At 56.2% G+C, this 23,700-nt stretch carries 24 protein-coding genes; 14 read left to right on the plus strand and 10 right to left on the minus strand.

Going from position 1 to position 23,700, the window contains the following annotated elements; translation table 11 throughout:
- Positions 1-156: 156 nt before the first annotated feature.
- From I9187_RS01240 to I9187_RS01265, 6 genes are all read left to right on the plus strand, one after another.
- Entirely contained in the window at positions 157-1,644 is a 1,488-nt protein-coding gene (locus I9187_RS01240) for an ABC transporter substrate-binding protein (RefSeq protein ID WP_171178340.1), read from the plus strand.
- Between the two features lie 62 nt (positions 1,645-1,706).
- Positions 1,707-2,777: a hypothetical protein gene (locus tag I9187_RS01245; protein ID WP_171093137.1), complete on the plus strand. Its 1,071-nt coding sequence runs from the start codon at positions 1,707-1,709 to the stop codon at positions 2,775-2,777.
- A gap of 40 nt (positions 2,778-2,817) precedes the next feature.
- On the plus strand, positions 2,818-3,765 hold the full coding sequence (locus I9187_RS01250; protein ID WP_171237934.1) for an ABC transporter permease: 948 nt from the start codon (positions 2,818-2,820) through the stop codon (positions 3,763-3,765).
- A complete protein-coding gene (locus I9187_RS01255; RefSeq protein ID WP_171178336.1) occupies positions 3,762-4,577 on the plus strand; it encodes an ABC transporter permease in 816 nt (271 codons plus the stop codon). The genes I9187_RS01250 and I9187_RS01255 overlap by 4 nt, the downstream gene beginning before the upstream one ends.
- On the plus strand, positions 4,574-6,172 hold the full coding sequence (locus I9187_RS01260; protein WP_171178334.1) for a dipeptide ABC transporter ATP-binding protein: 1,599 nt from the start codon (positions 4,574-4,576) through the stop codon (positions 6,170-6,172). Before I9187_RS01255 ends, I9187_RS01260 begins: the two co-directional genes overlap by 4 nt.
- Positions 6,173-6,206: 34 nt before the next feature.
- Entirely contained in the window at positions 6,207-7,658 is a 1,452-nt protein-coding gene (locus tag I9187_RS01265) for an aldehyde dehydrogenase family protein (RefSeq protein WP_245222890.1), read from the plus strand.
- On the opposite strand, the gene pncB is transcribed toward I9187_RS01265, so the two are convergent.
- Positions 7,655-8,947, minus strand: a complete 1,293-nt coding sequence (gene pncB, locus I9187_RS01270; RefSeq protein WP_171178330.1) for a nicotinate phosphoribosyltransferase — start codon at positions 8,945-8,947, stop codon at positions 7,655-7,657. The genes I9187_RS01265 and pncB overlap by 4 nt on opposite strands.
- Before the next feature lie 164 nt (positions 8,948-9,111).
- Here pncB and I9187_RS01275 point away from each other — a divergent pair, with 164 nt between their 5' ends.
- Positions 9,112-9,645: a hypothetical protein gene (locus I9187_RS01275; protein WP_171178328.1), complete on the plus strand. Its 534-nt coding sequence runs from the start codon at positions 9,112-9,114 to the stop codon at positions 9,643-9,645.
- On the opposite strand, the gene pncA is transcribed toward I9187_RS01275, so the two are convergent.
- On the minus strand, positions 9,642-10,235 hold the full coding sequence (gene pncA / locus I9187_RS01280) for a bifunctional nicotinamidase/pyrazinamidase (RefSeq protein WP_171178325.1): 594 nt from the start codon (positions 10,233-10,235) through the stop codon (positions 9,642-9,644). The two genes, I9187_RS01275 and pncA, sit on opposite strands and share 4 nt — an antisense overlap.
- A gap of 96 nt (positions 10,236-10,331) precedes the next feature.
- Here pncA and I9187_RS01285 point away from each other — a divergent pair, with 96 nt between their 5' ends.
- On the plus strand, positions 10,332-11,237 hold the full coding sequence (locus I9187_RS01285) for a rhodanese-related sulfurtransferase (protein ID WP_171178323.1): 906 nt from the start codon (positions 10,332-10,334) through the stop codon (positions 11,235-11,237).
- A gap of 65 nt (positions 11,238-11,302) precedes the next feature.
- Entirely contained in the window at positions 11,303-11,815 is a 513-nt protein-coding gene (locus I9187_RS01290) for a potassium channel family protein (RefSeq protein ID WP_171237936.1), read from the plus strand.
- 3 nt (positions 11,816-11,818) lie between these two features.
- Here the strand turns inward: I9187_RS01290 and I9187_RS01295 are convergent, their stop codons facing one another.
- Positions 11,819-12,148 (minus strand): hypothetical protein, encoded by a 330-nt coding sequence (locus tag I9187_RS01295; protein ID WP_171178319.1) that lies wholly within the window; start codon positions 12,146-12,148, stop codon positions 11,819-11,821.
- Positions 12,149-12,334: 186 nt separating this feature from the next.
- Between I9187_RS01295 and betB the strand changes: the two genes are divergently transcribed.
- The gene (gene betB / locus I9187_RS01300) at positions 12,335-13,789 is read left to right on the plus strand and encodes a betaine-aldehyde dehydrogenase (RefSeq protein ID WP_171178317.1); all 1,455 of its coding nucleotides are present in this window, start codon (positions 12,335-12,337) and stop codon (positions 13,787-13,789) included.
- Between the two features lie 225 nt (positions 13,790-14,014).
- Here betB and I9187_RS01305 read toward each other — a convergent pair whose 3' ends face one another.
- From I9187_RS01305 to I9187_RS01325, 5 genes are read right to left on the minus strand one after another with little or no spacing between them, the layout of a single operon-like run.
- A complete protein-coding gene (locus I9187_RS01305) occupies positions 14,015-16,153 on the minus strand; it encodes a hypothetical protein (protein ID WP_171178315.1) in 2,139 nt (712 codons plus the stop codon).
- Positions 16,150-17,019 carry a flagellar motor stator protein MotA gene (gene motA / locus I9187_RS01310; protein ID WP_171178313.1) on the minus strand — a complete coding sequence of 290 codons (870 nt, stop codon included), beginning with the start codon at positions 17,017-17,019 and terminating at the stop codon, positions 16,150-16,152. The genes I9187_RS01305 and motA overlap by 4 nt, the downstream gene beginning before the upstream one ends.
- A gap of 44 nt (positions 17,020-17,063) precedes the next feature.
- Positions 17,064-17,648: a hypothetical protein gene (locus I9187_RS01315; RefSeq protein WP_171178311.1), complete on the minus strand. Its 585-nt coding sequence runs from the start codon at positions 17,646-17,648 to the stop codon at positions 17,064-17,066.
- A complete protein-coding gene (locus I9187_RS01320) occupies positions 17,645-18,142 on the minus strand; it encodes a hypothetical protein (protein ID WP_171237939.1) in 498 nt (165 codons plus the stop codon). Before I9187_RS01320 ends, I9187_RS01315 begins: the two co-directional genes overlap by 4 nt.
- Positions 18,143-18,151: 9 nt before the next feature.
- Entirely contained in the window at positions 18,152-18,649 is a 498-nt protein-coding gene (locus I9187_RS01325) for a flagellar basal body-associated FliL family protein (protein WP_209940043.1), read from the minus strand.
- A 118-nt stretch (positions 18,650-18,767) separates the two neighbouring features.
- Here I9187_RS01325 and fliF point away from each other — a divergent pair, with 118 nt between their 5' ends.
- Genes fliF through fliP form a run of 4 tightly spaced genes read left to right on the plus strand, consistent with a single transcriptional unit; the run spans position 18,768 to position 21,955 of the window.
- Positions 18,768-20,351, plus strand: coding sequence for a flagellar basal-body MS-ring/collar protein FliF (gene fliF / locus I9187_RS01330; RefSeq protein ID WP_209940044.1), 1,584 nt, complete (start codon positions 18,768-18,770; stop codon positions 20,349-20,351).
- On the plus strand, positions 20,351-20,947 hold the full coding sequence (locus tag I9187_RS01335) for an ABC transporter ATP-binding protein (RefSeq protein WP_171620225.1): 597 nt from the start codon (positions 20,351-20,353) through the stop codon (positions 20,945-20,947). Before fliF ends, I9187_RS01335 begins: the two co-directional genes overlap by 1 nt.
- Entirely contained in the window at positions 20,940-21,227 is a 288-nt protein-coding gene (locus tag I9187_RS01340) for a FliM/FliN family flagellar motor C-terminal domain-containing protein (RefSeq protein ID WP_171178301.1), read from the plus strand. The genes I9187_RS01335 and I9187_RS01340 overlap by 8 nt, the downstream gene beginning before the upstream one ends.
- Positions 21,227-21,955: a flagellar type III secretion system pore protein FliP gene (fliP, locus tag I9187_RS01345; protein WP_209509345.1), complete on the plus strand. Its 729-nt coding sequence runs from the start codon at positions 21,227-21,229 to the stop codon at positions 21,953-21,955. Before I9187_RS01340 ends, fliP begins: the two co-directional genes overlap by 1 nt.
- A 92-nt stretch (positions 21,956-22,047) precedes the next feature.
- Here fliP and I9187_RS01350 read toward each other — a convergent pair whose 3' ends face one another.
- A complete protein-coding gene (locus tag I9187_RS01350; protein WP_171178297.1) occupies positions 22,048-22,647 on the minus strand; it encodes an ABC transporter substrate-binding protein in 600 nt (199 codons plus the stop codon).
- Positions 22,637-23,407, minus strand: a complete 771-nt coding sequence (locus tag I9187_RS01355; protein WP_171093362.1) for a VacJ family lipoprotein — start codon at positions 23,405-23,407, stop codon at positions 22,637-22,639. Before I9187_RS01355 ends, I9187_RS01350 begins: the two co-directional genes overlap by 11 nt.
- Positions 23,408-23,700 lie beyond the last annotated feature (293 nt).

Consider the following 23,700-nt stretch of genomic DNA (forward strand, 5'->3'; position numbering starts at 1 on the left):
GGTATTATGTTGCAGTGCGGCATAGCAGACCGGATAGGTCCAAAGAAACCCCGGTTGCGCGAACATTCCCTTGATTGACCTCAGGTTTACAGGAAAACTGTTGATAAAACGGCCCTGAAATCAAGGGCACAACCAGTTTCAGTAGGGAGAGTTCACATGACAAAATTCATGTTCAGGACGTTTGCGTCGACCCTGGCGGTGGGCGTTGGTCTGCTTGCCACGCAGGCTTTTGCCAAATCGGACATCACCATCGCGATGCAGCTTGAACCCCCGCATCTGGACCCCACCAGCGCGGCGGCGCAGGCCATTGACTCGGTGGTCTATACAAACATTTTCGAAGGACTGACCCGGTTCATGGGCGATGGCTCGGTCGTGCCCGGCCTAGCTGAAAGCTGGGAGATTTCTGACGATGGTATGGTTTATACCTTCAGACTGCGCGATGGTGTGACCTTCCATGACGGCACAACTATGGACGCCGAGGACGTCAAGTTCACCCTTGATCGCGCCACCGCCGAAGACAGCGCGAACGCCCAGAAGGCATTGTTTGCTGGGATTGAAAGCGTTGAGGTTGTCGATCCGCTGACTGTCAAAGTCACTCTTTCGGAACCGAACGGAAATTTCCTGTTCAACCTGGCTTGGGGGGATGCGGTCATTGTCGCGCCCGACAGCATCGAAAACATCAAGACCAACCCAGTTGGCACCGGGGCATACACCTTTGGCAACTGGGTTCAGGGCGACAGCATCACGCTGAACCGCAACCGCGACTATTGGGGCGATCAGCCCACGTTAGAGACTGCTACATTCAAGTTTATCTCGGATCCAACCGCCGCTTTTGCGGCCATGATGGCCGAGGATGTGGACGTATTTGACAACTTCCCTGCGCCGGAAAACCTGCCGCAATTCGACGCCGATCCGCGCTTTCAGGTTCTGGTTGGTACAACCGAGGGTGAGACGATCCTGTCCACCAACAACAAACAGCCGCCGTTTGACGACATTCTTGTCCGGCAGGCCATGGCTCATGCCATCGACCGGCAGGCGATTATCGATGGTGCGATGTTCGGCTATGGCACGCCGATTGGAACCCATTTTGCACCGCATCATCCGGCCTATGTCGATTTGACTGGTGAGTCTGCCTATGACCCGGAACAGGCAAAGGCGCTGCTTGCCGAGGCCGGTTTTGAGAATGGGTTCGAAACTACGCTTCACCTGCCGCCGCCGTCTTATGCACGCCGGGGCGGTGAGATCGTTGCCGCGCAACTGGCCGAGGTCGGCATTACGGCCGAGATCATCAATGTCGAATGGGCGCAATGGCTGGAATCGGTGTTCCGGGGCAAGGATTTTGGCCTGACGATTGTCAGCCACACCGAACCCATGGATATCGGAATTTATGCGCGGCCAGATTATTACTTTCAGTATGAAAGCACTGATTTTCAGGCGCTGATGGATACTTTGAACGCCACCACTGATCCCGATGAACGCACACGACTGCTGGGTGAGGCCCAGCGTCTGATCTCCACCGATTATGTAAACGGCTATCTGTTCCAATTGGCCAAGCTGGGCGTCGCAAAGGCCGGTGTGCAAGGATTGTGGGCAAACGCACCCACTGCGGCGATCGACCTGACACAGATCAGTTGGTCTGAATGATACCTATGCCGGGGCTGTCTAGCGCGGCCCCGGTGTTACGCTCTTTTCGGGTGTCTCTTGTTATGTTCGTGTTTCGTAGTTTTTACCTTCTGTTGCTAGCCATTGGCCTTGTGTCGAATGCGCCGAACATCGCTGCGGCGCAAAACGCGTTGGGTGGGCGGTTGGATGCCTTGACTGGCACACCGGAGAACCCGCTTGAGGTGGGCATAGGCATCCGCATCGACCAGATCACCAGCGTCGACCAAAAGGCGGAAAACTATGGCGCTGTCGTGGTTTTACGGGTCGAATGGACGGATCCCGCGATGGTTTTTGATCAAGCCGAGATCGGGCGCGAGATCCGAGTATTCAGCCCGCCGGATCTGGCGGATCATGCCGCCGACATCGGTACCGTTTTGCCCGCCTTCGTCATCCACAACCAGCAGTCCAACAAGTGGATACACGAATCTGCGGCATCCCTGCGGTATGACGGGCATGTGGTTTATGTCGAGAAATCCTCGCTGACATTACAGGCACCGCATTTTGATTTCCGTAAATACCCGTTCGATACGCAGGAGTTTCACTTCGAAGTCGTATCAATCTTTCCCTCTGACTACGTGAAATACCGCCCGCTCGAGGACTATTCGGGACTTGGCGATCTGTTGGGCGAAGAAGAGTGGATTTTGGACAATGCACGTCTGGAAGCAACCAAGGTCACAGGTTTGTCCGGCAGAGAAAGCGATCAGGTCGCGCTTGTCTTCGAAGGCAACCGGCACCTGACCTACTACGTCATTCGGGTATTCTTGCCGATGCTGGTTCTGATTTCGGTCGGCTGGGCGCTGTTCTTCCTTGATGAATACCGCCGCAGGATCGAGATTGCGGGCGGCAATCTGCTGGTCTTTGTTGCATTCAACTGGGCGATCTCGGCAGATTTGCCAAAGCTTGGATATCTAACCTTTCTGGATTTTGTTCTGCAATGCATGTTCCTGATGACCGGGGCCTTGATTGTGTTCAATGTGGCGTTGCGGAAACTCAAAGTGTCCGGGAAAGAAGGCGCGGCGCGGACGCTGGACAATTACGCGATCAAGTGGATCTATCCTTTGGGCTATGCCGCAATCGTGGCCTACGCGGTTTTCGCCTACCTTCTGGTGCCTTAGATGCTGGACCCGTGCCTGATGTGACCCTAACGTGGTGCCAATGCTCCGCTATGCCCTTAAACGCCTGATTTCGCTGTTGATCAGCCTGGCTGTCGCCTCGGTCGTCATCTTTGCGGTGATCGAGGTCGCGCCGGGCGATCCGGCCTCGTTCATGCTGGGCGTGAACGCGCAAGAGGATACACTTGCCGCGTTGCGGGCTGAACTGGGCCTGGACGGGTCAAAAGTGCACCGGTATCTCAACTGGGTCGGCGGAATGCTGGTGGGGGATTTTGGCACGTCCTACACGTACCGCACGCCGGTGTCCCAGATGATCGCAGACCGGCTATGGGTATCGCTGCCGCTGGCACTTTACGCGCTGACACTGTCAACTTTGATCGCGTTTCCCGCCGGAATCTACGCCGCCGCCCGCCGGGGCAAGCCGGGGGATCTGGCGGTAATGGGCGCCACTCAGTTGGGCATTGCCGTGCCCAATTTCTGGTTTGCGATGATGCTTGTGCTGATCTTCGCCATCAACCTGCGCTGGTTCAACGCGGGCGGGTTTGTCGGTTGGGGCAACGGCGTATGGGCCGGATTGCATTCGCTGACCCTGCCCGCAATCGCACTGGCCTTGCCACAGGCGGCTATCCTCGCTCGCGTTATGCGGTCAGCCTTGCTGGATATTTTGGGTGAGGACTTTATGCGCACTGCCCGGGCCAAGGGGTTGTCCCGCCGTCAGGCGCTTTGGCGGCACGGGGTGCGAAATGCGCTGATCCCGGTGCTCACCATCATCGGCCTGCAGTTCTCCTTTCTGCTGGCCGGGTCGATCATTATCGAACAGGTATTCTACCTGCCGGGCCTTGGTCGTTTGGTGTTTCAGGCCATCTCGGCCCGTGATCTCATCGTGGTTGAATCGGTGGTCATGTTGCTGGTCTTTGCCGTGATCACCGTGAATTTTCTGGTCGATCTGGCTTATGCCGCCGTCGATCCGAGGCTGAGGAGCAGGACATGAGCCGCAACCTGTTCCTGGGCACTTTTTTGTCTTCACTGGTGGTTTTGGCCGCGCTGATTTCGTTTGTCTGGACCCCCTATGATTATTCAGCACTGAGCATTCCAGAGAAGCTGCAGCCCCCAAATGCGCAGCACTGGTTCGGTACGGATCACTTCGGGCGTGACATGTTTTCGATGATCATGGTCGGTGCGCGCACGTCCATTGCGGTGGCTTTGGTGGCTGTGGGGATCGGTATGGCGCTGGGCGTCCCCCTTGGCCTGACAGCCGCAGCCCGCAAAGGATCATGGTTGGATGAGGTCATCATGCGTGGTAACGATCTGGTTTTTGCCTTCCCCTCACTGGTCATCGCGATCCTCATCACCGCCGTGTTTGGAGCCGGAGCGATCAACGCCATCATTGCCATCGGTATTTTCAACATCCCCGTTTTTGCCCGCATCACCCGAGGTGCGGCCCTGTCGCTGTGGGAGCGCGAGTTCATCCTTGCCGCTCGCGTTTCGGGAAAAGGGGCGGCGCGGATATCGGTCGAGCATATCCTGCCCAATGTCGCCAACTTGTTGATCGTGCAGGGCACCATCCAATTCAGCCTAGGTATTTTGGCTGAGGCCGGTCTTTCCTACGTCGGACTGGGGGCGCAGCCGCCCACGCCAAGTTGGGGCAGAATGCTGGCGGATGCGCAGACAATGGTCAGTTTTGCCCCGCATTTGGCTCTGATTCCAGGCGTGGCGATCATCGTCACCGTCTTGGGCCTGAACCTGTTGGGCGACGGGTTGCGGGATTGGCTGGATCCACGGATCAGGGTGGCGCGGGCATGAGTTTGTTGCGCATCAAGAACCTGTCACTCTCGATCCATGGGACATCGATCCTGAAACAGATCGACCTGTCCATCGATCACGGTCAGATCGTCGCCGTGACGGGTGAGAGCGGTTCGGGTAAATCCATGACGGCCTTGGCAGTGATGCAGTTGCTTCCGAACGGTGCAGAGGTAGACGGCACGGTCCAACTGGAGGGCGAAGATCTGCTGATCCGGTCCGAGGCCGAGATGTGTGCATTGCGCGGCGCATCCATCGGGATGGTGTTTCAGGAGCCGATGACAGCGCTCAACCCCGTTAAAACCATTGGCGATCAGGTGATGGAAACGATCCTGATCCATAAGGCGATGCCTCTGGCTCAGGCTAGAGCAAGGGCAGAAGAGGTTCTGACCCGCGTCGGTTTGCCTGCCGATCGGTTCCCGTTGTCCCGCTATCCGCATGAGCTGTCTGGTGGGCAACGACAGCGTGTGGTGATCGCCATGGCCATTGCCTTGCGCCCCAAGCTGTTGATCGCGGACGAGCCGACAACGGCGCTGGATGTCACCACGCAGGCGCAGATCCTCGATTTGCTCAAGGGACTGGTGCGCGAATATGACATGGGTCTGTTGATGATCACCCATGATTTGGCTGTGGTCGCAGACATGGCTGACCAAATTACCGTCATGCGTCACGGGGAAGTGGTCGAAAGCGGCGCGACAAGTTACCTGCTACACAACATGCAGCATCCCTACACCCGGATGCTGTTTGAGGCATCCGGTCATCAGGTCACGCTGCCGAAACCGCCGCAGCCGCAGCCGTTACTGGAGGTGAGCCAGGTCGTGCGTGAGTATCGCCTGCCCCGTAAGGGCTTGTTTGACAGGCCGCGTCATCATCGGGCTGTGGATGGTGTAAGCTTTACCCTCAACCGAGGAGAACGTTTGGGGCTTGTGGGCGAGTCTGGCTGCGGAAAATCGACCCTAACACGGGCTATTTTGGGGTTGGAAGAGGTGCAATCGGGCCAGATTCGACTGGACGCGCAGCCTGTGTTCACAGGTCACAAACCCAACCTTGCGGTGCGCCGGAAGATGCAGGTGGTTTTCCAAGACCCCTTTGGCAGTTTCAACCCGCGCCACCGCGTGGCGCGTCTGATCACCGAACCCTTCCATCTGCTAGATACTCCGCCGACCGGATCGGACCGTCAGGATCGGATCGCTGAGATGCTGACAGCGGTCGGCCTCAGCCCGGATGACTCTGGTAAGTACATTCACGAATTCTCGGGCGGGCAGCGTCAGCGGATTGCCATCGCGCGGGCGCTGATCATCCGACCTGAATTGATCCTGTTTGACGAAGCTGTCTCGGCGTTGGACGTGTCGGTCCGAGCGCAAATCCTTGATCTGTTGGCCGAGCTTTGCGAAGCGTATGACCTGACTTATCTGTTCATCAGTCATGACCTGAGCGTTGTGCGCACCGTCACCGACCGAGTGTTGGTAATGCGGTCCGGTCAGATCGTTGAACAGGGCGAGACCGATAAGGTCTTTGAGGCACCACAACACCCCTACACACAAACTCTGATTGCAGCCGCACCCCGATTGCCAGAGATTGAGATGATATCGGCCTAATAACTGCTGATTAGAGCCTGAAATGGAGGCGAAATTGATCCAGAAGATATGGTTCGACCCCACGCTTTGTCTGATCGAGGGACGATGGAAACCTGCAGCCTCGGGTGGCACCCTGCCGCTCATCAACCCCTCGGACGGGACCGAAATCTGCCGGATCGCACGTGGTTCCGAACCAGATATCGACGCCGCAGTTCAAGCGGCTCAAACCGCCTTGCAGTGGGATTGGGGGCGTAAAACAGCGCTGGAGCGGGGGCGCATTCTAACGAGGCTGGGTCAGCTGGTGCTGGAGCGGGCCGACGATCTGGCGCAGCTTGAAGCTATGGATGTGGGTAAACCGCTGACGCAGGCGCGGGCTGACGCTGTCGCGCTGGCCAGATATTGCGAGTTCTATGGGGGTGCTGCGGACAAGGTGATGGGAGAGACCATCCCCTATCTTGATGGCTACACCGTTTATACACTGCGAGAACCGCATGGGGTGACGGGCCATATCGTGCCGTGGAACTACCCGATGCAGATCATTGGGCGTTCGGTTGGGGCGGCGCTAGCTATGGGCAATGCTTGCGTTCTGAAACCTGCAGAGGAAGCTTGTTTAACGGCACTGGCTTTTGCTCATCTGGCGCAACAGGCCGGTTTGCCAGCCGGCGCGTTAAACGTCGTGCCCGGTCTTGGATCCGAGGCAGGCGCGGCGCTGTCAGCACATCCGGGGGTGAACCATATTTCGTTCACCGGTTCGGTGGCCACGGGAGCCCTGGTGCAACAGGCAGCTGGCCGCAATGTGGTGCCTGTAACGCTGGAATTGGGCGGAAAATCCCCGCAACTGGTCTTTGACGATGCGGATCTGGATGCGGCGCTGCCGTTTTTGGTGAACGCGGGTATACAGAATGCAGGGCAAACCTGTTCGGCCTCGTCGCGTATTCTGGTGCAACGTGGGGTGTATGATCAGGTCAAGTCCCGCATGTCTGAGGCGTATGAACAACTGACCGTCGGGCCCGCAATTCAGGATATGCGTGTCGGGCCTTTGATCTCGGACCGGCAGAAACAGATCGTTAGCGGTTTTCTGGATAAAGGCGCGGATCTGACCATTGCCGCGCAGGGTCGTATCGTCCGTGAGGCACCTGAAACAGGTGCTTATGTCCGGCCCACCTTGTTTGCAGATGTATCGCCCGATCACGTGCTGGCCCGGGATGAGATTTTTGGCCCGGTTCAGGTTCTGATCCCGTTTGACACCGAAGAACAGGCTCTGACAATCGCAAACAGTACGGAATACGGCCTTGTCGCCAGCATCTGGACGCGCGACGGGGCACGCCAGATGCGGTTGGCGAAGGCGCTGCATTCAGGGCAGGTTTTTATCAACAACTACGGCGCTGGGGGCGGAGTTGAGTTGCCCTTTGGCGGTGTTGGGAAATCCGGCCACGGTCGTGAGAAGGGGTTCGAGGCCCTTTATGGGTTTTCACAGCTGAAGACGGTCGCAGCCTATCATGGCTAGACCACGACTTCGATCGCTTGTTGCGCACCCACTCCGAAAACGCGTTTGTAGCGCTCGATCTGATCTTTCGGTCCCATCGCCTTTTCCGGGTTGTCTGACAGTTTTACCGTCGGGCGCCCGTTGGCGGATACCGCTTTGCAGACCAATGAGAACGGTGCCAGCGCGTCATTGGGAACAAGTCCGCGAAAATCGTTGGTCAGCAAAGTGCCCCAGCCAAAGGAAATATTGGCGCGGCCAGCGAATTGTGCGTGCAGCTCCTGAATTTTTTCGACGTCCAGACCATCCGAGAAAATAATACGCTTTTGCGTCGGATCTTCACCGCGTGACTTCCACCACGCGATGGCGACTTCTGCCCCTGCCGCTGGATCCCCGCTGTCAATACGAATACCGGTCCACCCGGCCAGCCAATCGGGCGCATTGTCCAAAAAGCCTTTGGTGCCGTAAGTGTCGGGCAGAATGATGCGCAGGTTGCCGTCATGTTCGTCGTGCCAGTCGCTAAGGACGTCGTACGGCGCTTGGGCCAGTTCGGCGTCGGTGTCTGCCAACGCTGAATACACCATCGGCAATTCATGTGCGTTGGTGCCGATGGCCTCAACCTCGCGCCGCATGGCGATCAGACAGTTCGATGTGCCGGTAAAAGACGCGCCCAAGCCTTCGATCATCGCTTGCACGCACCAATCCTGCCATAGAAAGGAATGGCGCCGTCGCGTTCCAAAATCGGCGATGGTTAAACCTTCGACCGAACTCAGCCGTTCGATCTTTTCCCACACGCGCGTCATCGCGCGGGCATAGAGCACCTGCAATGCGAACCGTCGCATATCGTTGAGAACGGCGCGCGATCGCAGCTCCATCAACACCGCCAGCGCAGGGATTTCCCACAGCATGACCTCGTGCCATTTGCCTTCGAAGGTCAGCTCATACTGATCGCCTTTGCGCTCCAGATGATAGGGAGGAAGGCGCATGTTCTCGAACCATTCCATGAAATCGGAACGAAACATCTGACGTTTGCCATAGAACATATTGCCCCGCAGCCAGGTGCTTTCGCCCCGGCTCAGGCTGAGTGATCGGATGTGATCCAGCTGTTCCCGCAACTCTCCTTCGTCGATCAATTTCGCCAAAGGTACGTGATTCGACCGGTTAATCAGCGAAAACACGACGTTTGTTTGGGGCTTATTGCGAAACACTGACTGGCACATCAGCAGTTTGTAGAAATCTGTGTCGATCAAAGATCGTACAATTGGGTCAATCTGCCATTTGTGATTGTATACTCGGGTCGCGATGTCGACCATGGGGAACTCCTGCGATTTCCGTAGTTAGATCAATCGACAACGGGAATGGCAAGAGTCGCTGATTTGGTGACAATGCCAGTTTGACGTCACAATGCCGGCATATTGTGCATTGTTTTAACCGGTTAGTGAGAAGAGGGGATGGAAATACGGAACTGAGTTTGTGAATGGGTCTCGAGTACGATTTTGATATTGTTAACGTAGCACCGGATGATTTTGACCCCGAAATGCCGGGGGCTCAGAAGGATGGGGTACGTCAAGTGCATGCGGTTTTCCGCGACATCAGAACTGCGGACGCTTTGCGGGGTACGTCTCCGAAAATCCGCAAGATGTTTCTGGATGCTGGTTTCAGCCTCGAGTCGCGCAACAGCGGCATCGTGCCTGGTGTTTTCCCGGCAGAAGATCAAACGGATCGGGTGCGGGTTCTCAGGTCACTTTTTGCCAACATTAAGACCGGTGGGCTCCGTGGGGAATATTGCGGCGAGTTCGACCTGATGGATTTCCTGAACTACGTGCGCACGGCGCAACCCATGGCTGGGATTGTTCGCGCGCGTCAGCCACGCACACCGCCGCCACAGAAACTCGCAGAGTCCAGCCCGAAGCGCCGGACTGTGCCCAGTCGCATCGGCTTGGCTTTGGGTTTGGCGGTTGTTTTGTTTGTGCTTATCAAGCTGCTGGCCGCAGCCGGGGGGGCGCCTTAGCCCAAGGTAACTCCTGCGTCGCGCATGGCGCGTTCCGCTGCCGCAAGTGAGCCATCCATATCAATTGCACGGCACGCATCCATTTGAACAGTGACATCGAACCCTAATTGTGCGGCATCCACGGCCGAATAGTGGACGCAGAAATCGGTTGCCAAACCAACCAGGGTCAAGCGGTTGACACCCCGGGTTTCCAAATACCCTTTTAAGCCCGTGGGTGTCTTGTGGTCGTTTTCAAAAAATGCCGAATAACTGTCTATCGCGCGCCGAAACCCTTTCCGCAGGATCAGATCGCCATCGACACGGAGATCAGGGTGAAATGCGGCCCCTTGCGATCCTTGAACGCAGTGATCGGGCCAAAGCACCTGAGGACCATAGGGCATGTCGATCAGATCGAACGGGTTTTTAGTATCATGTGAGCTGGCGAAAGAAGAATGCCCCGCCGGATGCCAATCTTGCGTCAGGATCACGGCGTCGAAATCGTCCATCATTGCATTGATCGGGGCGACGATTTCGTCCCCTCCGGCCACTGCCAGCGCTCCGCCGGGGCAGAAATCGTTCTGAACATCGATGACGAGCAGTGCATGGGTCATTGCGGCCTCCCTTGATTATCCTATCGGTAGGGATCACAGTACGAGGCGTCAATGCACTCCCTTGCGACTTTGGGTTTGCAAAGGTAAATCGCGCCTATGTACACAATCGCCGCTTTGTACCACTTTACCCGTTTCCCGGATCCCGCTGCGCTGCGTGATCCGCTGCTGAATCTGTGCCGAGAGCAATCTGTCACCGGCACTTTGCTGCTGGCGCAAGAAGGGATCAACGGCACCATCGCAGGTCCACGCGCCGGTATTGATGCGGTACTGGCGCATATCCGCGCTTTGCCAGGTTGCGCAGATCTCGAATGGAAAGAGGCGACCTCGGATCATCCGCCATTTGGCAAGATGAAGGTGCGACTGAAGAAAGAGATCGTGACCATGGGGCAGCCGGATGTCGACCCGCGCGCCCGCGTTGGCAACTATGTTGAGCCTCAAGAGTGGAACGACCTTATCCGCTCGGACGATGTTGTGGTGATTGATACGCGCAACGATTACGAAGTGGCGATTGGCACGTTTGAAGGCGCAATAGACCCTGAAACAGCCAGTTTTCGCGATTTTCCAGCGTGGTGGGCAGAAAACAAAGACCGCTTTCACAACAAACGCGTCGCCATGTTCTGTACCGGCGGTATCCGCTGCGAAAAATCCACCAATTATTTGCTGGGGCAAGGGGTGGAGGATGTCTATCACCTCAAAGGGGGCATCCTGCGGTATCTGGAAGAGACGCCCGCTGAAGACAGCACCTGGCAAGGTGAGTGTTTTGTGTTCGACAATCGCGTATCCGTCGGTCACGGCCTTGTTGAAGGGCCGCACATGCTTTGCCACGGTTGCCGCCGACCGATCTTGCCTGAGGACATGAAACGCCCGGAATACGAACATGGTGTTTCTTGCCACCAGTGCATCGATGAGACGTCCGAGGCAGATAAAATGCGCTTTCGCGAGCGGCAAAAGCAGATTCTGCTGGCGCGTGAACGGGGTGAGACGCATTTACGGCAGGATTGAATTCGGGTTGCAGGCTATTGCTTTAGGTCAGATGATCACCTGGAAATCAGCTTGAAGGGGCACTCATGCGCCGCAAACCCACAACACTGGAAGAGTGGAAGTCGACCTTTCTGGCGGCGTTGGGTTTGATTCTGGCAAGCTTTCTCGCCTGGTATGGCCTTTCTCGCCTGAGCGAAACGACCGCAGGTGACACGATCGGCACAATCGCTTCGGTTGGTCTGTTGATCTGGCTGGTGTCGCAGTCCTGGTACTACATGACCCAAGTGAAATCACCGCGAAGGCTTTTGTTCCTGATGGGGGTGTCTTTCATACAGGTGGTCCCGTTCCTGTTTGCTGCTGTATATGGCGCGTTTGGATACAACGATCATTGTGTCGTCGGTGCAAAAGGTCCGGGTGATATTCTGTATTTTTCGTATGTGACTTTTACGACGGTTGGATATGGCGACATGTCCCCAACCGGCCTGTGTCGCGGGCTTGCCGTGTCCGAAGCTGTGACAGGATACATCTTGCTGGGCATGTTTGTTGCAGCGGCAGTCGCGCTTTATGCGCGCAATCACAGTCATGAAGGCCCTAAGTAGGGTCTATTTGTTGTGATCGATCCAGCGCGACATCATCTTCTTGTCGCGAAAACACTCAGAAGGGATCGGGCGGCGCTTGCTGCGTGAAATCCGCTCGGCGAAGGCAACTTGCTTGCCTGTTGGGTAATTGTCGAATTGCGACGTGCTGCGCGGTTTGTGCGTTGAAATCCAATCCGAAAGCAGCTTTCGGTCACGTTGTGCCTCGACCGGTATCTCCAATGCTGACTTTTCGGCAATTGCGCGGGCATAGCGCATCTGCCGGTCTGTCACCGGAAGCAAATGGTAGTCGTTGCTGGGCCCGTTCAGGGCAGGTTGACGTGCGTGCTGGGCCATCGGTTTATCCTCTGACTATGTAGAACATAAATAGAACATTAGCCAAAAATTTCAAGGTTTGGGGGTAAAGTCGGCACGTTCCCGCCGCTGGAATGAGTTTATTGACTGATCAATCAATAATCTTTAGGGCCGAATTCAACGAACCAATTGTCCCGTTCAGACGGGTGCAAGAGAAGAGGACACGGTATGAAGTTTCAGCCCCAAGCCAGCCATTTCATTGATGGCGCGTATGTCGAAGATACAGATGGTGCCGCCATCGACGTGATCTACCCGGCCACTGGCGAGGTGATCGCGCGATTGCATTCGGCAACTCCGGCGATTGTTGAACAGGCTCTGAACAGTGCCAAAAGTGCGCAAGCGGCCTGGGCGGCTATGTCGGGAACCGAGCGGGGTCGGGTTTTGCGCCGCGCCGCTGACATCATGCGCGAACGCAACTATGATCTGTCGGTCCTGGAAACCCATGACACCGGGAAGCCCATTCAGGAAACCACTGTTGCAGACGCCACTTCGGGCGCGGATGCGCTGGAATACTTTGGTGGATTGGCTGGCAGTCTGACCGGCGAACACATTCCTCTGGGCGGGGGTGATTTTGTCTATACGATCCGCGAGGCTTTGGGCGTTTGCGTCGGGATTGGGGCATGGAACTATCCAACTCAGATCGCGTGCTGGAAGGGGGCTCCGGCGTTGGCCTGCGGCAACACGATGGTGTTCAAGCCTTCGGAGACCACGCCCCTCTCGGCGTTGAAAGTGGCAGAAATCCTCATCGAGGCCGGTGCGCCAAAAGGCGTTTACAACGTGATTCAGGGGTACGGGGATGTAGGTGCTGCACTGGTAACCGACGCGCGTGTGGCCAAAGTCTCGCTGACCGGCTCTGTTCCAACGGGCCGCAGGGTCTATGCTGCTGCAGCCGAAGGCATGAAACATGTCACCATGGAATTGGGTGGCAAATCTCCGATGATCGTGTTTGACGACGCGGATGTCGAAAACGCGGTTTCAGGCGCAATTTTGGGCAACTTCTATTCGTCAGGTCAGGTCTGCTCCAACGGCACCCGCGTGTTTGTGCAAAAGGGTATCAAAGAAGCTTTCCTTAAACGCCTGTCCGAACGTCTGGCCAACGCCAAAATCGGCGACCCGATGGACGAGGATGTCAGCTTTGGCCCGATGGTCAGCGAAAATCAGATGAAAATCGCGCTGGGCTATATCGAAAAAGGCAAGTCCGAGGGTGCGCGTTTGGTCTATGGTGGAGCGCGGCTTGATGGCGACGGGTTCTACATGCAACCCACGGTCTTTGCCGACGTGACCGACGATATGACCATCGCGCGCGAAGAAATCTTTGGCCCGGTCATGTCGGTGCTGGATTTTGACACCGAAGCCGAGGTCATGGCCCGCGCCAACGATACTGAATTTGGTCTGGCCGCCGGTGTCTTCACCAGCGATCTGACACGCGCCCACCGCGTGGTGGCCGGGTTCGAAGCGGGCACCTGTTATATCAACACCTATAACCTTGCCCCGGTCGAAGCCCCGTTTGGCGGATCGAAGATGTCAGGCGTGGGGCGCGAAAACTCGAAACTGGCAATCAACCACTTCAGCGAGATGAAAACCGTCTATGTCTCGATGAACGATGTCGAGGCACCCTACTGAATAGTCGGCGTTACGCCTGTTGCGCCTAATCTGTCCCTGTTCCTGGCACCAAGCCCTAGGAACGGGGCATCATTTGAGAAAACGCTTTTCAATTCTTCGCGCCGACCAGATGTTGATGGCGTTTGCGTCGCAAGCCAATCCGAGAGCCGCTATCGCAATACTGACCCCAAAACGCAGTTTTCTCATGTTGGCACTGGATTGTCTGAAGAGCAGCAGGCGCACTTGTCATTTTAAATTGACCGCATTCAGCATCTCAATGATGCGTTCGCGTGTCGTTTCACTGTTCTCAAGCAGACCCTCTGCGTCCATTAGGGGTTTTTCCAACTGTCGTGCCGGGGTGTCCAACAGGGCTTGCGTTGTCTGGTTCAGGACCGCGTATTTCCCACCCTGTGGTTCAACGGTATCATCCGGCAGCCCTGCCAGCCAGTATAAGCGGTTTGCTGCCTCGCCTTGCCCCAAATCTTTCATGATCTCAGCTGCTGCTGCAAAGTCACTAATTCTGCCCAGGGCCTGTGCACGCAAGGCGCGGGCTTCGTCCGATTTGTCTTCGTCCAACTCCATCAGAGCCTTGTGCGGACGTCCCGACAGAAGGGCCGCTTTGGCCCGCACGCGCGCTCTTTCTGTCTTGTGCGTTTGATCTTCTGCTCGGTTTGTCAGGTCAATGGCTTGATCCGCAAAACCAAGCGCCGCCAGCCGATCACCAACGGCGATTGCACTGTCCGTTGACAGGGCTGGGGTCTTGCTCATCTGCATTACGTGGAACGCTTGGCGTAAAAAGGTTACGTTGTCGGACCGCTCTGACAGTAGGTGAAAATGTCGATTGAACGCGCGGGTTCTGTCCTGCCCGTTTGGCAAGTTCAGGATGATGTCGAATGCTGGCTCGAAATCCTGGCTCAGGCTCAAGGCGATCGCGTGCGTGCGTGCCATCATTGGGCCCAGGTTCGAGCGTCGGTATTCGACCGCAAAAGACGCCGCCAGTTCCAGTTCTTTCGAAGTGACTGCGCTGCGTTCGCCCCAGCGCTTTTCGACCAAACGGGCCAACGCCACCGGAGCATTCGGCGTGGCTTTGGGTGATGAAACAACCTCCGTCAACAACTCCTCTTCGCGCACGTCGTTCCCCTCTGCCGCAGCAACTATGGCCTTGGCATGTGCGGTACTTGCCGAGGTGCTTTGTTCGATACGGTCGACCGAGCGTATCACTCTGCGGGCGGCCTCCAACTGTTGTGCGTTGACGAGAATTTCGGACAGACGTTTTCCGAATTGGCGGCGCAAGTGGTTCGGCAAACTACCATAAGCTTGCTCGATCGCCTCAACATCCGCGTCAGGTGCCAGAGTGCCTTCGGACAATACTGCCCAAAGCGCGGCGTCACTGTCGCAACGCTGCAATCCACTGAAAGGATGGGGGGGCTTAATTGGTTTGTCGTCTACGAGCTGAGCGACAAACTCGATGCGGTCCAGTTCTTCAGATGGTGCTTCAGACAGCGCCAAAGCAGCCAGTGCTTCGGCCCCAAAGCCGTTGAACGCATACAGCTTTGCCAGTCTGAGAGCCTTGTTTTCATCAATACGGTCAAACTCCTTAAATAGACCCGTACGCAAAGCAGACACTTGCGCAGAAAAGGGTTCATCCCCTGACCAGTGTGCGAAGCCAAGTTCGGACGTCGTGATGCAGGTTGGTTTGTTATCGAACTGCTGCAACTCGGCATTCAGAACATCCTGCAAATCGTCCAGCACCGAAGTCAGTCGAATATTGCCGGACAAACCCGTTGGCAGGCGCGCTGCGTCGGGTGGGGCAGAGCTGCGAGGACCAACTGGGGTTAGGTTCAAACCCAGCAATCTGCGGTCGGCCCCTTGCAGAAAACGCGTGGACAATTGGTCCTTCAACCCGTGTTCAAGAAGCGGCAGGTCCAATGCTGCCAACTGCGCGTCTTTATACGATTCAGTCGTGGCCTTTTTGGCCGTCCGCTTCACTGGGGGGGGGATGTCAACCAGCAGCGGGGGCAGAAATGCGCCCGGTGCAATATCAAGAACAATCATAGAATCCCGGTACAGGAAAGCCGAGGCTGCGCACGCGCACCCGAACTCCAATTCCAATGCCCCACCGGGTTCAGGTTGTGAGATTGACGCAAGGCGATTGGTCGTCAAGCGGCTGAACACTGCGCTTGTCTGAAAGGTCGCGGCATCCAATGCCAGCCTTAAGCGAGCACCGTTTTTACGCTGTTCCAGTGTCCATCCTGTGTTTGGTGGTACATTGAAAACCAAACGCGTATAGCCATCATGCTCACCTGATCGCACCGTCACATTTTGTGCGGATGCCGAAGTGGCCATCATGATCAGGGCCGCAAACAGGATTCCGAACTTTTTCATGCTGCGGCCTGCTTGAGCTCTTTCAGAGCCTCTTCAAGCTCGGAGAAGCCGGGGCGGTTGTGAGTGGGTGTGTTCTGGCGCCCAACCTCAATACACATCGCGGCATTGTGGTTGTGCAGGTTTGCAACCAGAACCTCTTTGATCAATTGGTAGAAGTGATTGTCTTCTTCGACAACGGATTTCAGCTTGCCTGAAAAGGGTCCCACCAGACCATACGCCAGGAAAACCCCCAAGAACGTGCCCACCAGAGCGCCGCCGATCAGTTTGCCCAGAACCTCGGGTGGTTGGTCGATCGAGCCCATCGTTTTGATCACCCCCAAAACAGCCGCTACGATCCCTAGCGCAGGCAGGCCATCCGCCACTGTTTGCAACGCATGGCTTGAGTGCATTGCGTGATGAAAATTCGCCTCCATCCGCTTTTCCAGCACTTCTTCAACCTGGTGCGGATCATCATAGTTCATCGCGGCGGAACGCATAGTGTCACAGATCAGATCGACCGCCTCCTTGTCGGCTTGAATCTTGGGATAAGTGGAAAACAAGCTTGAGTTTTCAGGGTCTTCGATATGTTGCTCGACCTCAACCGGATTAGCACGGGCAATGCGGATCAGTGAAAACAGAAGGCAAAGAAGGTCACGATAGTCCTCGGGTTTCCATTTCGGTCCCTTGAAAACCTTCCCCAGGTCTTTGATCGTGTGTTTTACACCGCCCATGTCATTGCTGATCAAAAAGGCACCAACGGCGGCGCCGCCGATCATCATCATTTCAAACGGAAGCGATTTCAGAATGATGGTCATCTTGCCGCCAGCAGCAAGATAGCCGCCGAAAACCATCACGAAAATGACAACAATTCCAACAATTCCAATCATTTGAGATCTCCGGCTTAGTGATGCGCGTGAAAATGTGGCACTGGTTATTCCAGTGGGGCCGAGGCATTACGGCCTGCCATGACAACACTGATCGTGTAGGCTGCCTCGGGGCTGAGACCAGCAAGTATCCCGGCCGCTGAATCAGGAGGCATACGAGAAAGAAACCCGGCGGCAAAAGTTGGATCCATGGTTTCAAACAACGCAGCAGCATCTTTGGGTTTCATGGTTTGATAGACATCTGTCAGACGGGTCAGATCATTCTCGGCCGCGTTGTCGGCGACAGCCAAAGTGGCACGCAGAGCCTCTTCCGCCTCTTGAAGCGCGACCAGCCGCGTCTCGATAGCCTGGCCCGCGATTTCCAATGCCTTTTCTTGATCCCGCAGCGCGTCTTCACGTTGTGTGACCTGTTTTTCTCGACGCAAAAGCTCGGTCAAAAGAGCTTGAACGTCGCGTGTTTCCAACGCTTTGGGCGTGTGTTCAACGGCCTTAGGTTCGGCTGGTTTCGCAAGCGCCGGCCCAGCCTCTAACCCGATGCGAATTGCGGCTGAACCAAGCATGAGTAAGGAGATGACAGCAAGTACACCGGCCCGCGGGCGAGCGTTTGGCCGAGTTGCGCGAGGGCGGTTCATGCCAGTGTTCCACCCTGCTTGTGATCATGACGGAAGAACATCAGACCCTCTGGCGCTTTGTTTTCTTTTGTTTTGGGTGCTTCAGTTTCAGAAGATTCTGCGTCGTCAGAGGGCTCTGTGACATCCTCTTGCCTTGCAAGAGTTGGTTCTTGTGGCTGAGCCTCTGCCGGAACAGCCTCTGGCTGCGTCTCCGTTTTGGAGGCGTCTTCGGGGATCACGTCATGCATTGACGCCATCATCAGCTCGAGCTGTTGCGCGACGCTCTCGGCTCTGTGTGTGAGGGTTGTAAGCTTGTCCCCGGACTGGTCAGAAGCGCTGCGCGCGTTGTCCAGAGATTTCTTCAGCTCTTCCGCTTGCCGTGAAAGAACCGCCACAGCACCACCAACGCCTTTTTCAAGGTCGGTAAACCGCTTGAGGCGGCGCGACAGAACAAAGCAGTAAAGACCCGCGCCCAACGCACCGGCAACCAGCAAAATATCCGCGATCAGCTCCAATTTCGCCTCCTAGTTCAAAACAAATTCCATCACCAGCACATCGCGAACGCGACCCTCGCCAACGACAATTTCAATGCGGCGCAGCAAATGGCCCCGGATGCGCATCAACGCCAACGAATCTTCAAGATCCTGCAATTCCACGGCACGCAGGTATCCGTTCAGAACATCCATGATTCGCGGCTGCATTTTTTCCACGTCAGCCATGTACGGGGCGTTAACTTCGAGTTGTGCGTGAAACTTCAAATGCCGAGAGCTGTCTGAATTCACCGATACGACGACGGGTGGCAGTGCGAGGAAGCCAACGTTTTCCAGCGCTTTGACAGAGTTTCCTTTTTCCATGTCCTGGCTTGTTTCCTGCGTAGCTTTGCCGCCCAGCGGAATCAGTCCGGATGAGGTTAGGAAATATCCGCCCGCGGCCCCTGCAATTGCCAGAATCAACCCAATAAGGATTCCCTTTTTCCCACTTTTTTCCGGGGCTTCTGCCTGTTCTGCCGTCGCGTCGGTCATGACGTCCTCATTCATCCGTTCTGTCGTTTCATAACCGCTCAGGAACTAACCGATTGTTAAGGGCAATCGTCCAAACAGAGGGTGCGCCGGGCAGAATGTCGGCGAGTCGGAGGTGAGCGTGCAGCAGATCGGAACTGTTTGGGCAAGTTTGGACAGGCGTAAACAAATCATTGTCGCCAGTGCAGTTGTGCTGGTGTTTTTGGGAATTCTCGGAATGTCCCGCCTTGCAACCGCACCGTCTATGACGCTGCTGTATGCAGGCTTGGAAAGCGGCGCGGCAGGGGACATCGTGCGCGCGCTGGATCAGCGCGGTATCACCTATGAGATTCGCGGTGGGTCAATCTATGTACCCGGCGCGCAGCGGGACGAGTTGCGGATGACTCTGGCCAGTGAAGGCCTGCCCGCAAATGGTAACAGGGGGTATGAACTGCTGGATTCGCTGAGCGGGTTTGGCACCACCTCTCAGATGTTCGACGCCGCATACTGGCGTGCAAAAGAGGGTGAGTTGGCGCGCACCATAGTCGGCAGTCCGCATGTCAGCCAGGCGCGGGTGCACATCGCCAACGGGTCTGCGAACCCGTTCCAGCGCAGCGTTGCGCCGACAGCCTCTGTCTATCTGGTGCCGTCAGGTGCCGATATCACTGGTGATCAGGCCAAGGCGATCCGGTTCCTTGTTGCCTCCGCCGTAAGCGGCCTGGCACCTGAGGACGTGACTGTAATCGATTCGAACGGGGCTGTTATTGGTGGGCAAGACACTGCGGTGGCCGCTGACACGGCAGATGATAAATCGCGCCAACTGCGTGAACGTGTACTGCGCCTTGTGGAAGCGCGTGTCGGACCCGGCAATGCGGTGGTCGAGGTTAGCGTGGATACGGAAACCAAGACAGAATCAATCCGCGAGCGGCGCTTTGACCCCAAAGGCCGCGTGGCCATCAGTACGGATGTCGAGGAACGTTCGGACAGCGCCCGCAATCAGTCTTCTGATGTCACCGTTGCATCCAACCTGCCCGATGGAGATGGGGCTGGTGGTGACGAATCGAACTCCACCGCCACCGAAACGCGTGAGCGGGTGAATTATGAGGTCTCTGAAACAGAGCTTGAAGTTCACACAGCGCCCGGTTCGATTAAGCGCCTGACGGTTGCCGTTTTGGTGAACGGAACGCGTACTGTGGATGCCTCGGGAGCCGAAACATTTGCACCGCTGCCGCAGGCAGAACTGGACGCGCTGCAAGAACTGGTGGCTGCGGCCGTGGGGTTCGACGCCGCGCGCGGGGACGTGATCACACTTAAATCTCTGGATCTGCCTGTGACAGAACCGCAAGGCACTCTGGCTTCGTCTTCCATGTGGCAGAACATTCATCTGGACGCCATGTCCCTGATCCAAATGGCCGTGCTGGCGGTGGTATCGCTGGTGCTGGCGTTGTTCGTGATCCGACCGATTCTGATGAAGCCGACACTGACACCAGCGCTTTTGCCCGCTGTTGACGGGGCCGAGGTGGAACCTTCGGTTTTGACCGGTGAAATCGCGGCCGATGACGTGGCTGAGTTTGCAGCCTTGTCCCAAGACGGGGGCGTTCCAGCGCTGGGCGTCAACGCCGTCGAAGACCCGGTTGAACGGTTGCGGACTATGATCGGTGACAAGCAAGAGGAGACCGTCGAGATCCTTCGCAGCTGGCTTGAAGAAGGCGAGGAGCAGGTGTGATGTCGATCGCCCATCTGCTTGAGGATTTCACCGCTCAGACCAGCACCGGCACGGTTCTGCTTCTGGATGAGGAAACATTAGAAGAACAGAGGCTTGCCGCCTTTGAGGATGGTTATGGTGCTGGTTGGGAGGATGCCGCTCAGGCGCAGGAGCAAAGTCGCGGAAAGGTATCGGCAGAGCTCGCGCAATCGCTGGAGGACATGTCATTCACCTATCACGAGGCGATGACCCGGATGACTCTGTCTTTGGAGCCGATGTTTGAAAGCCTGGTGCAGACAGTCTTACCGCAGATGGTCGACCGGGGATTGGCCACCCTTCTTGTTGAACAGCTGTCGGAGATGGCGCGCATGCAGCTGGAGCAACCTATGCAGATCATGGTGCCGACGGGCCGTGCTGAAGATGTTGCAGCAATTTTGCCGCCAAGTGCACAGCTCGCGCCAGAGGTCATCGAAGATCCCGGGCTCGAGCCGGGGCAGGCCCGCCTGCAAGTCGGCATCAGCAGGCGCGAAGTGGATTGCAGCGCCTTGCTGACCACCGTTGCACAGATTTTTGACGCATACGTCTTTGAGGCAAGAGAGGCTTTGTCCAATGAATGACACTCAGACCCCGAACACCGAAAGACCCAACCCGTTTGAATCCGTCCCGATCGAGGTGACTGTCTCTGTCGGCCGCGCCCGCCCATTGATCCGGGATTTGCTCAATATGGGAGAGAATGCGGTGCTGACACTGGACAAAAGGATCGAAGATCCGGTTGACCTTTATGTCGGGGATCAGTTGGTGGCACGTGGGCTGCTTGAAGAGATGGATGGCGACCAGGCCGGTCAACTGGCCGTGCGCCTGACCGAGATTGCCGACCTTCAAAACGGGATCGGTTGATGCGCTTTGCGATCTGGCTGGCTCTGGCGATTGTGCTGACACCATCGCTCGCCACAGCTCAGAATGTGACTTTGTCCCTTGGCGAGGGAGGATCTATATCGGCACGGACCATCCAGTTGATCCTACTGATCACTGTATTGAGCATAGCGCCGGGCCTGGCAGTTATGATCACCTGTTTCCCGTTCCTGGTTACAGTATTGTCGATCCTGCGACAGGGGATTGGATTGCAGCAATCGCCGCCCAATATGCTGATTGTCAGTCTGGCGTTGTTTTTGACCTATTTCATCATGGACCCTGTCTTCACTGAAGCCTGGGAAAGCGGCATTCGCCCGATGATGGAGGAAACGATCGGGGTCGAGGTCGCACTGGAACGGGCGCTGGACCCGTTCCGTACTTTCATGGCAGCCCGGTTGGACGCGGATACATTTTACGCCATGGCGGCCCTACGTCCCGGTGGGGATGAGATGGAACTGTCAGCACAAGCGCCGCTGTCCGTCCTGATGCCATCTTTCATGCTATCTGAAATCGCGCGGGCCTTTCAGATTGGCTTTCTGATTTTTCTGCCGTTTCTGATCATCGATCTTGTTGTTGCAGCGGTGTTGATGTCGATGGGCATGATGATGGTACCTCCGGCAATCGTATCCTTGCCATTCAAACTTGCGTTCTTTGTCATCGCAGACGGCTGGGCGTTGATTGCAGGCGCTTTGGTGCGTAGCTATGCGCCCTGAAATCGAAACAAAAAAGGGTCAGAAGAACCTGACCCTTTTTTGTGTACTTGCAATAACTTTGATCTGGCGCGTTACCACACCCGGCCGCAAGGTTAGCCTGTTTTGTTCAAATCTCTGATCAGTTGATCCAGATTGCCTTTCCGGGCATCCAGCATAGCGCCGATTTCGGTGCGTTCGGTCAGCAGAAGGTTCACGCCTTCAATGAACATATTATAGAACTTGTCCCGGCCCGACTTGTCGGACACCAGGAACGTCACGTCAAACGGGGCGGAGCCGCGCAGTTTGACCATCGTCCGAACTTCGTACCCGGCCTTGATTTTTCGCGCATTGCGTACGTCAACCTCGCCACCAATAAACTCTCGGAACCGGCGGCCGTATTTACGCGAGATATAGCCCTGGAACGCTTTGGTGAATTTTTTCAGCTGGGCGGGGCTTGCCGTGCGGGCATCCGCCCCCAGGGCATAGCGAGCCATGATCGGGACATCACCATATTGCACAAAGATTTTTTCGAAGTCGCGCAGCATTGCCTTTTCAGACTTGCCCGAATCGATCACCCGATTGATGTCAGCAACCACGCTGTTGACCAGCGCTTTGGCTGCAGCTTCGGTCTGCGCCAAGGCAGGCATGGGCAGCAAGGCCAGCGCGAGGCTCGAGGCGATGAAGTGACGGCGGTTCAACTCGTTATTCGGCATAGGGGTCCTCGTAGGGGTCTAAAAAGGGGTCCCTGACCGGGTCTGTCCCGGTTTCGGCATAGGGGTCAGAATATAGATCCAGATAGGCGTCTTCGTCATCTCTTGCCAGTTCAAAGCGGCGATTTTGCAAAAAGATCAGGCGTGCTTGCGCGTAACTGTCTGCACTTTCGTAAAGAATCGAGTCGACTGTATCCGAGAACCGGCCGCGATCTCCCATGCGGCGCACGATCTCGGCGTAGACGCCAATATTGTCGACCGGTCGCACCGGAGAAAAATTGATTGGGTTCGAGAACAAGTTGATCACAACCCCGATCGCATCTCGTTGGGTGGATGGGCCGTAGAAGGGAAGCTCAACATATGCGCCTTCGCCCACACCCCAGACATGCAGCGTCTCGCCGAAATCGGTATCCACTGGTGGCAAATTCAATTCATCCGCAGGTGCAGAAAGACCAAAGCCACCCACAGTCATGTTGATCACGAAGCGCAGCAACGCGTTGCCCATCTGTTTCGGATTGCCCTGTAACAGGTAATCAACGGCCTGCCCCGGCAGCGAGATGTTTTCGGCGAAGGTGCTGAAACTGGTCACCATCGGATCAGGAACGATCTTCACATAGCCTTTCGAGGCGGGGCGGAACAAAAATCGGTCCACACCAAGGTTGAACTTGTGGATTGCCCGGTTGTTGTTTTCATACGGATCAAAAACATCGCTACGCGAGGCCCCCTCGGGCGGGGTAGTAGCGCAAGCAGACAGAATGGCCATGCATGACAGGACAATAAAATGTTTCAGGCGCAATCTGCTTGGCACGGTTTGCTTCTCCCAAAATGGTCCGACACATGGTCCGCCGGACGTTCAATCAAAATCCACGTGCTGGGGTGGCACAAGTTCTGTCACTAGTCGTTTCGGGTCTTAAATGAAACACCTTGCGTGTAACCTGTCATTTGGGGGCGGGTAAAGTGACCCAGGATCAACAGCTCGTAATAAGTAAAGAAACGCTCAGATCGCAGGCAGACAGGAAATTGCCGGTTTCCGTCTTTCCCAATCCAAGCTTCCCG

Source organism: Ruegeria sp. HKCCE4148 (assembly GCF_017872495.1).
In the GTDB taxonomy this organism is placed as follows: Bacteria; Pseudomonadota; Alphaproteobacteria; order Rhodobacterales; family Rhodobacteraceae; genus Ruegeria.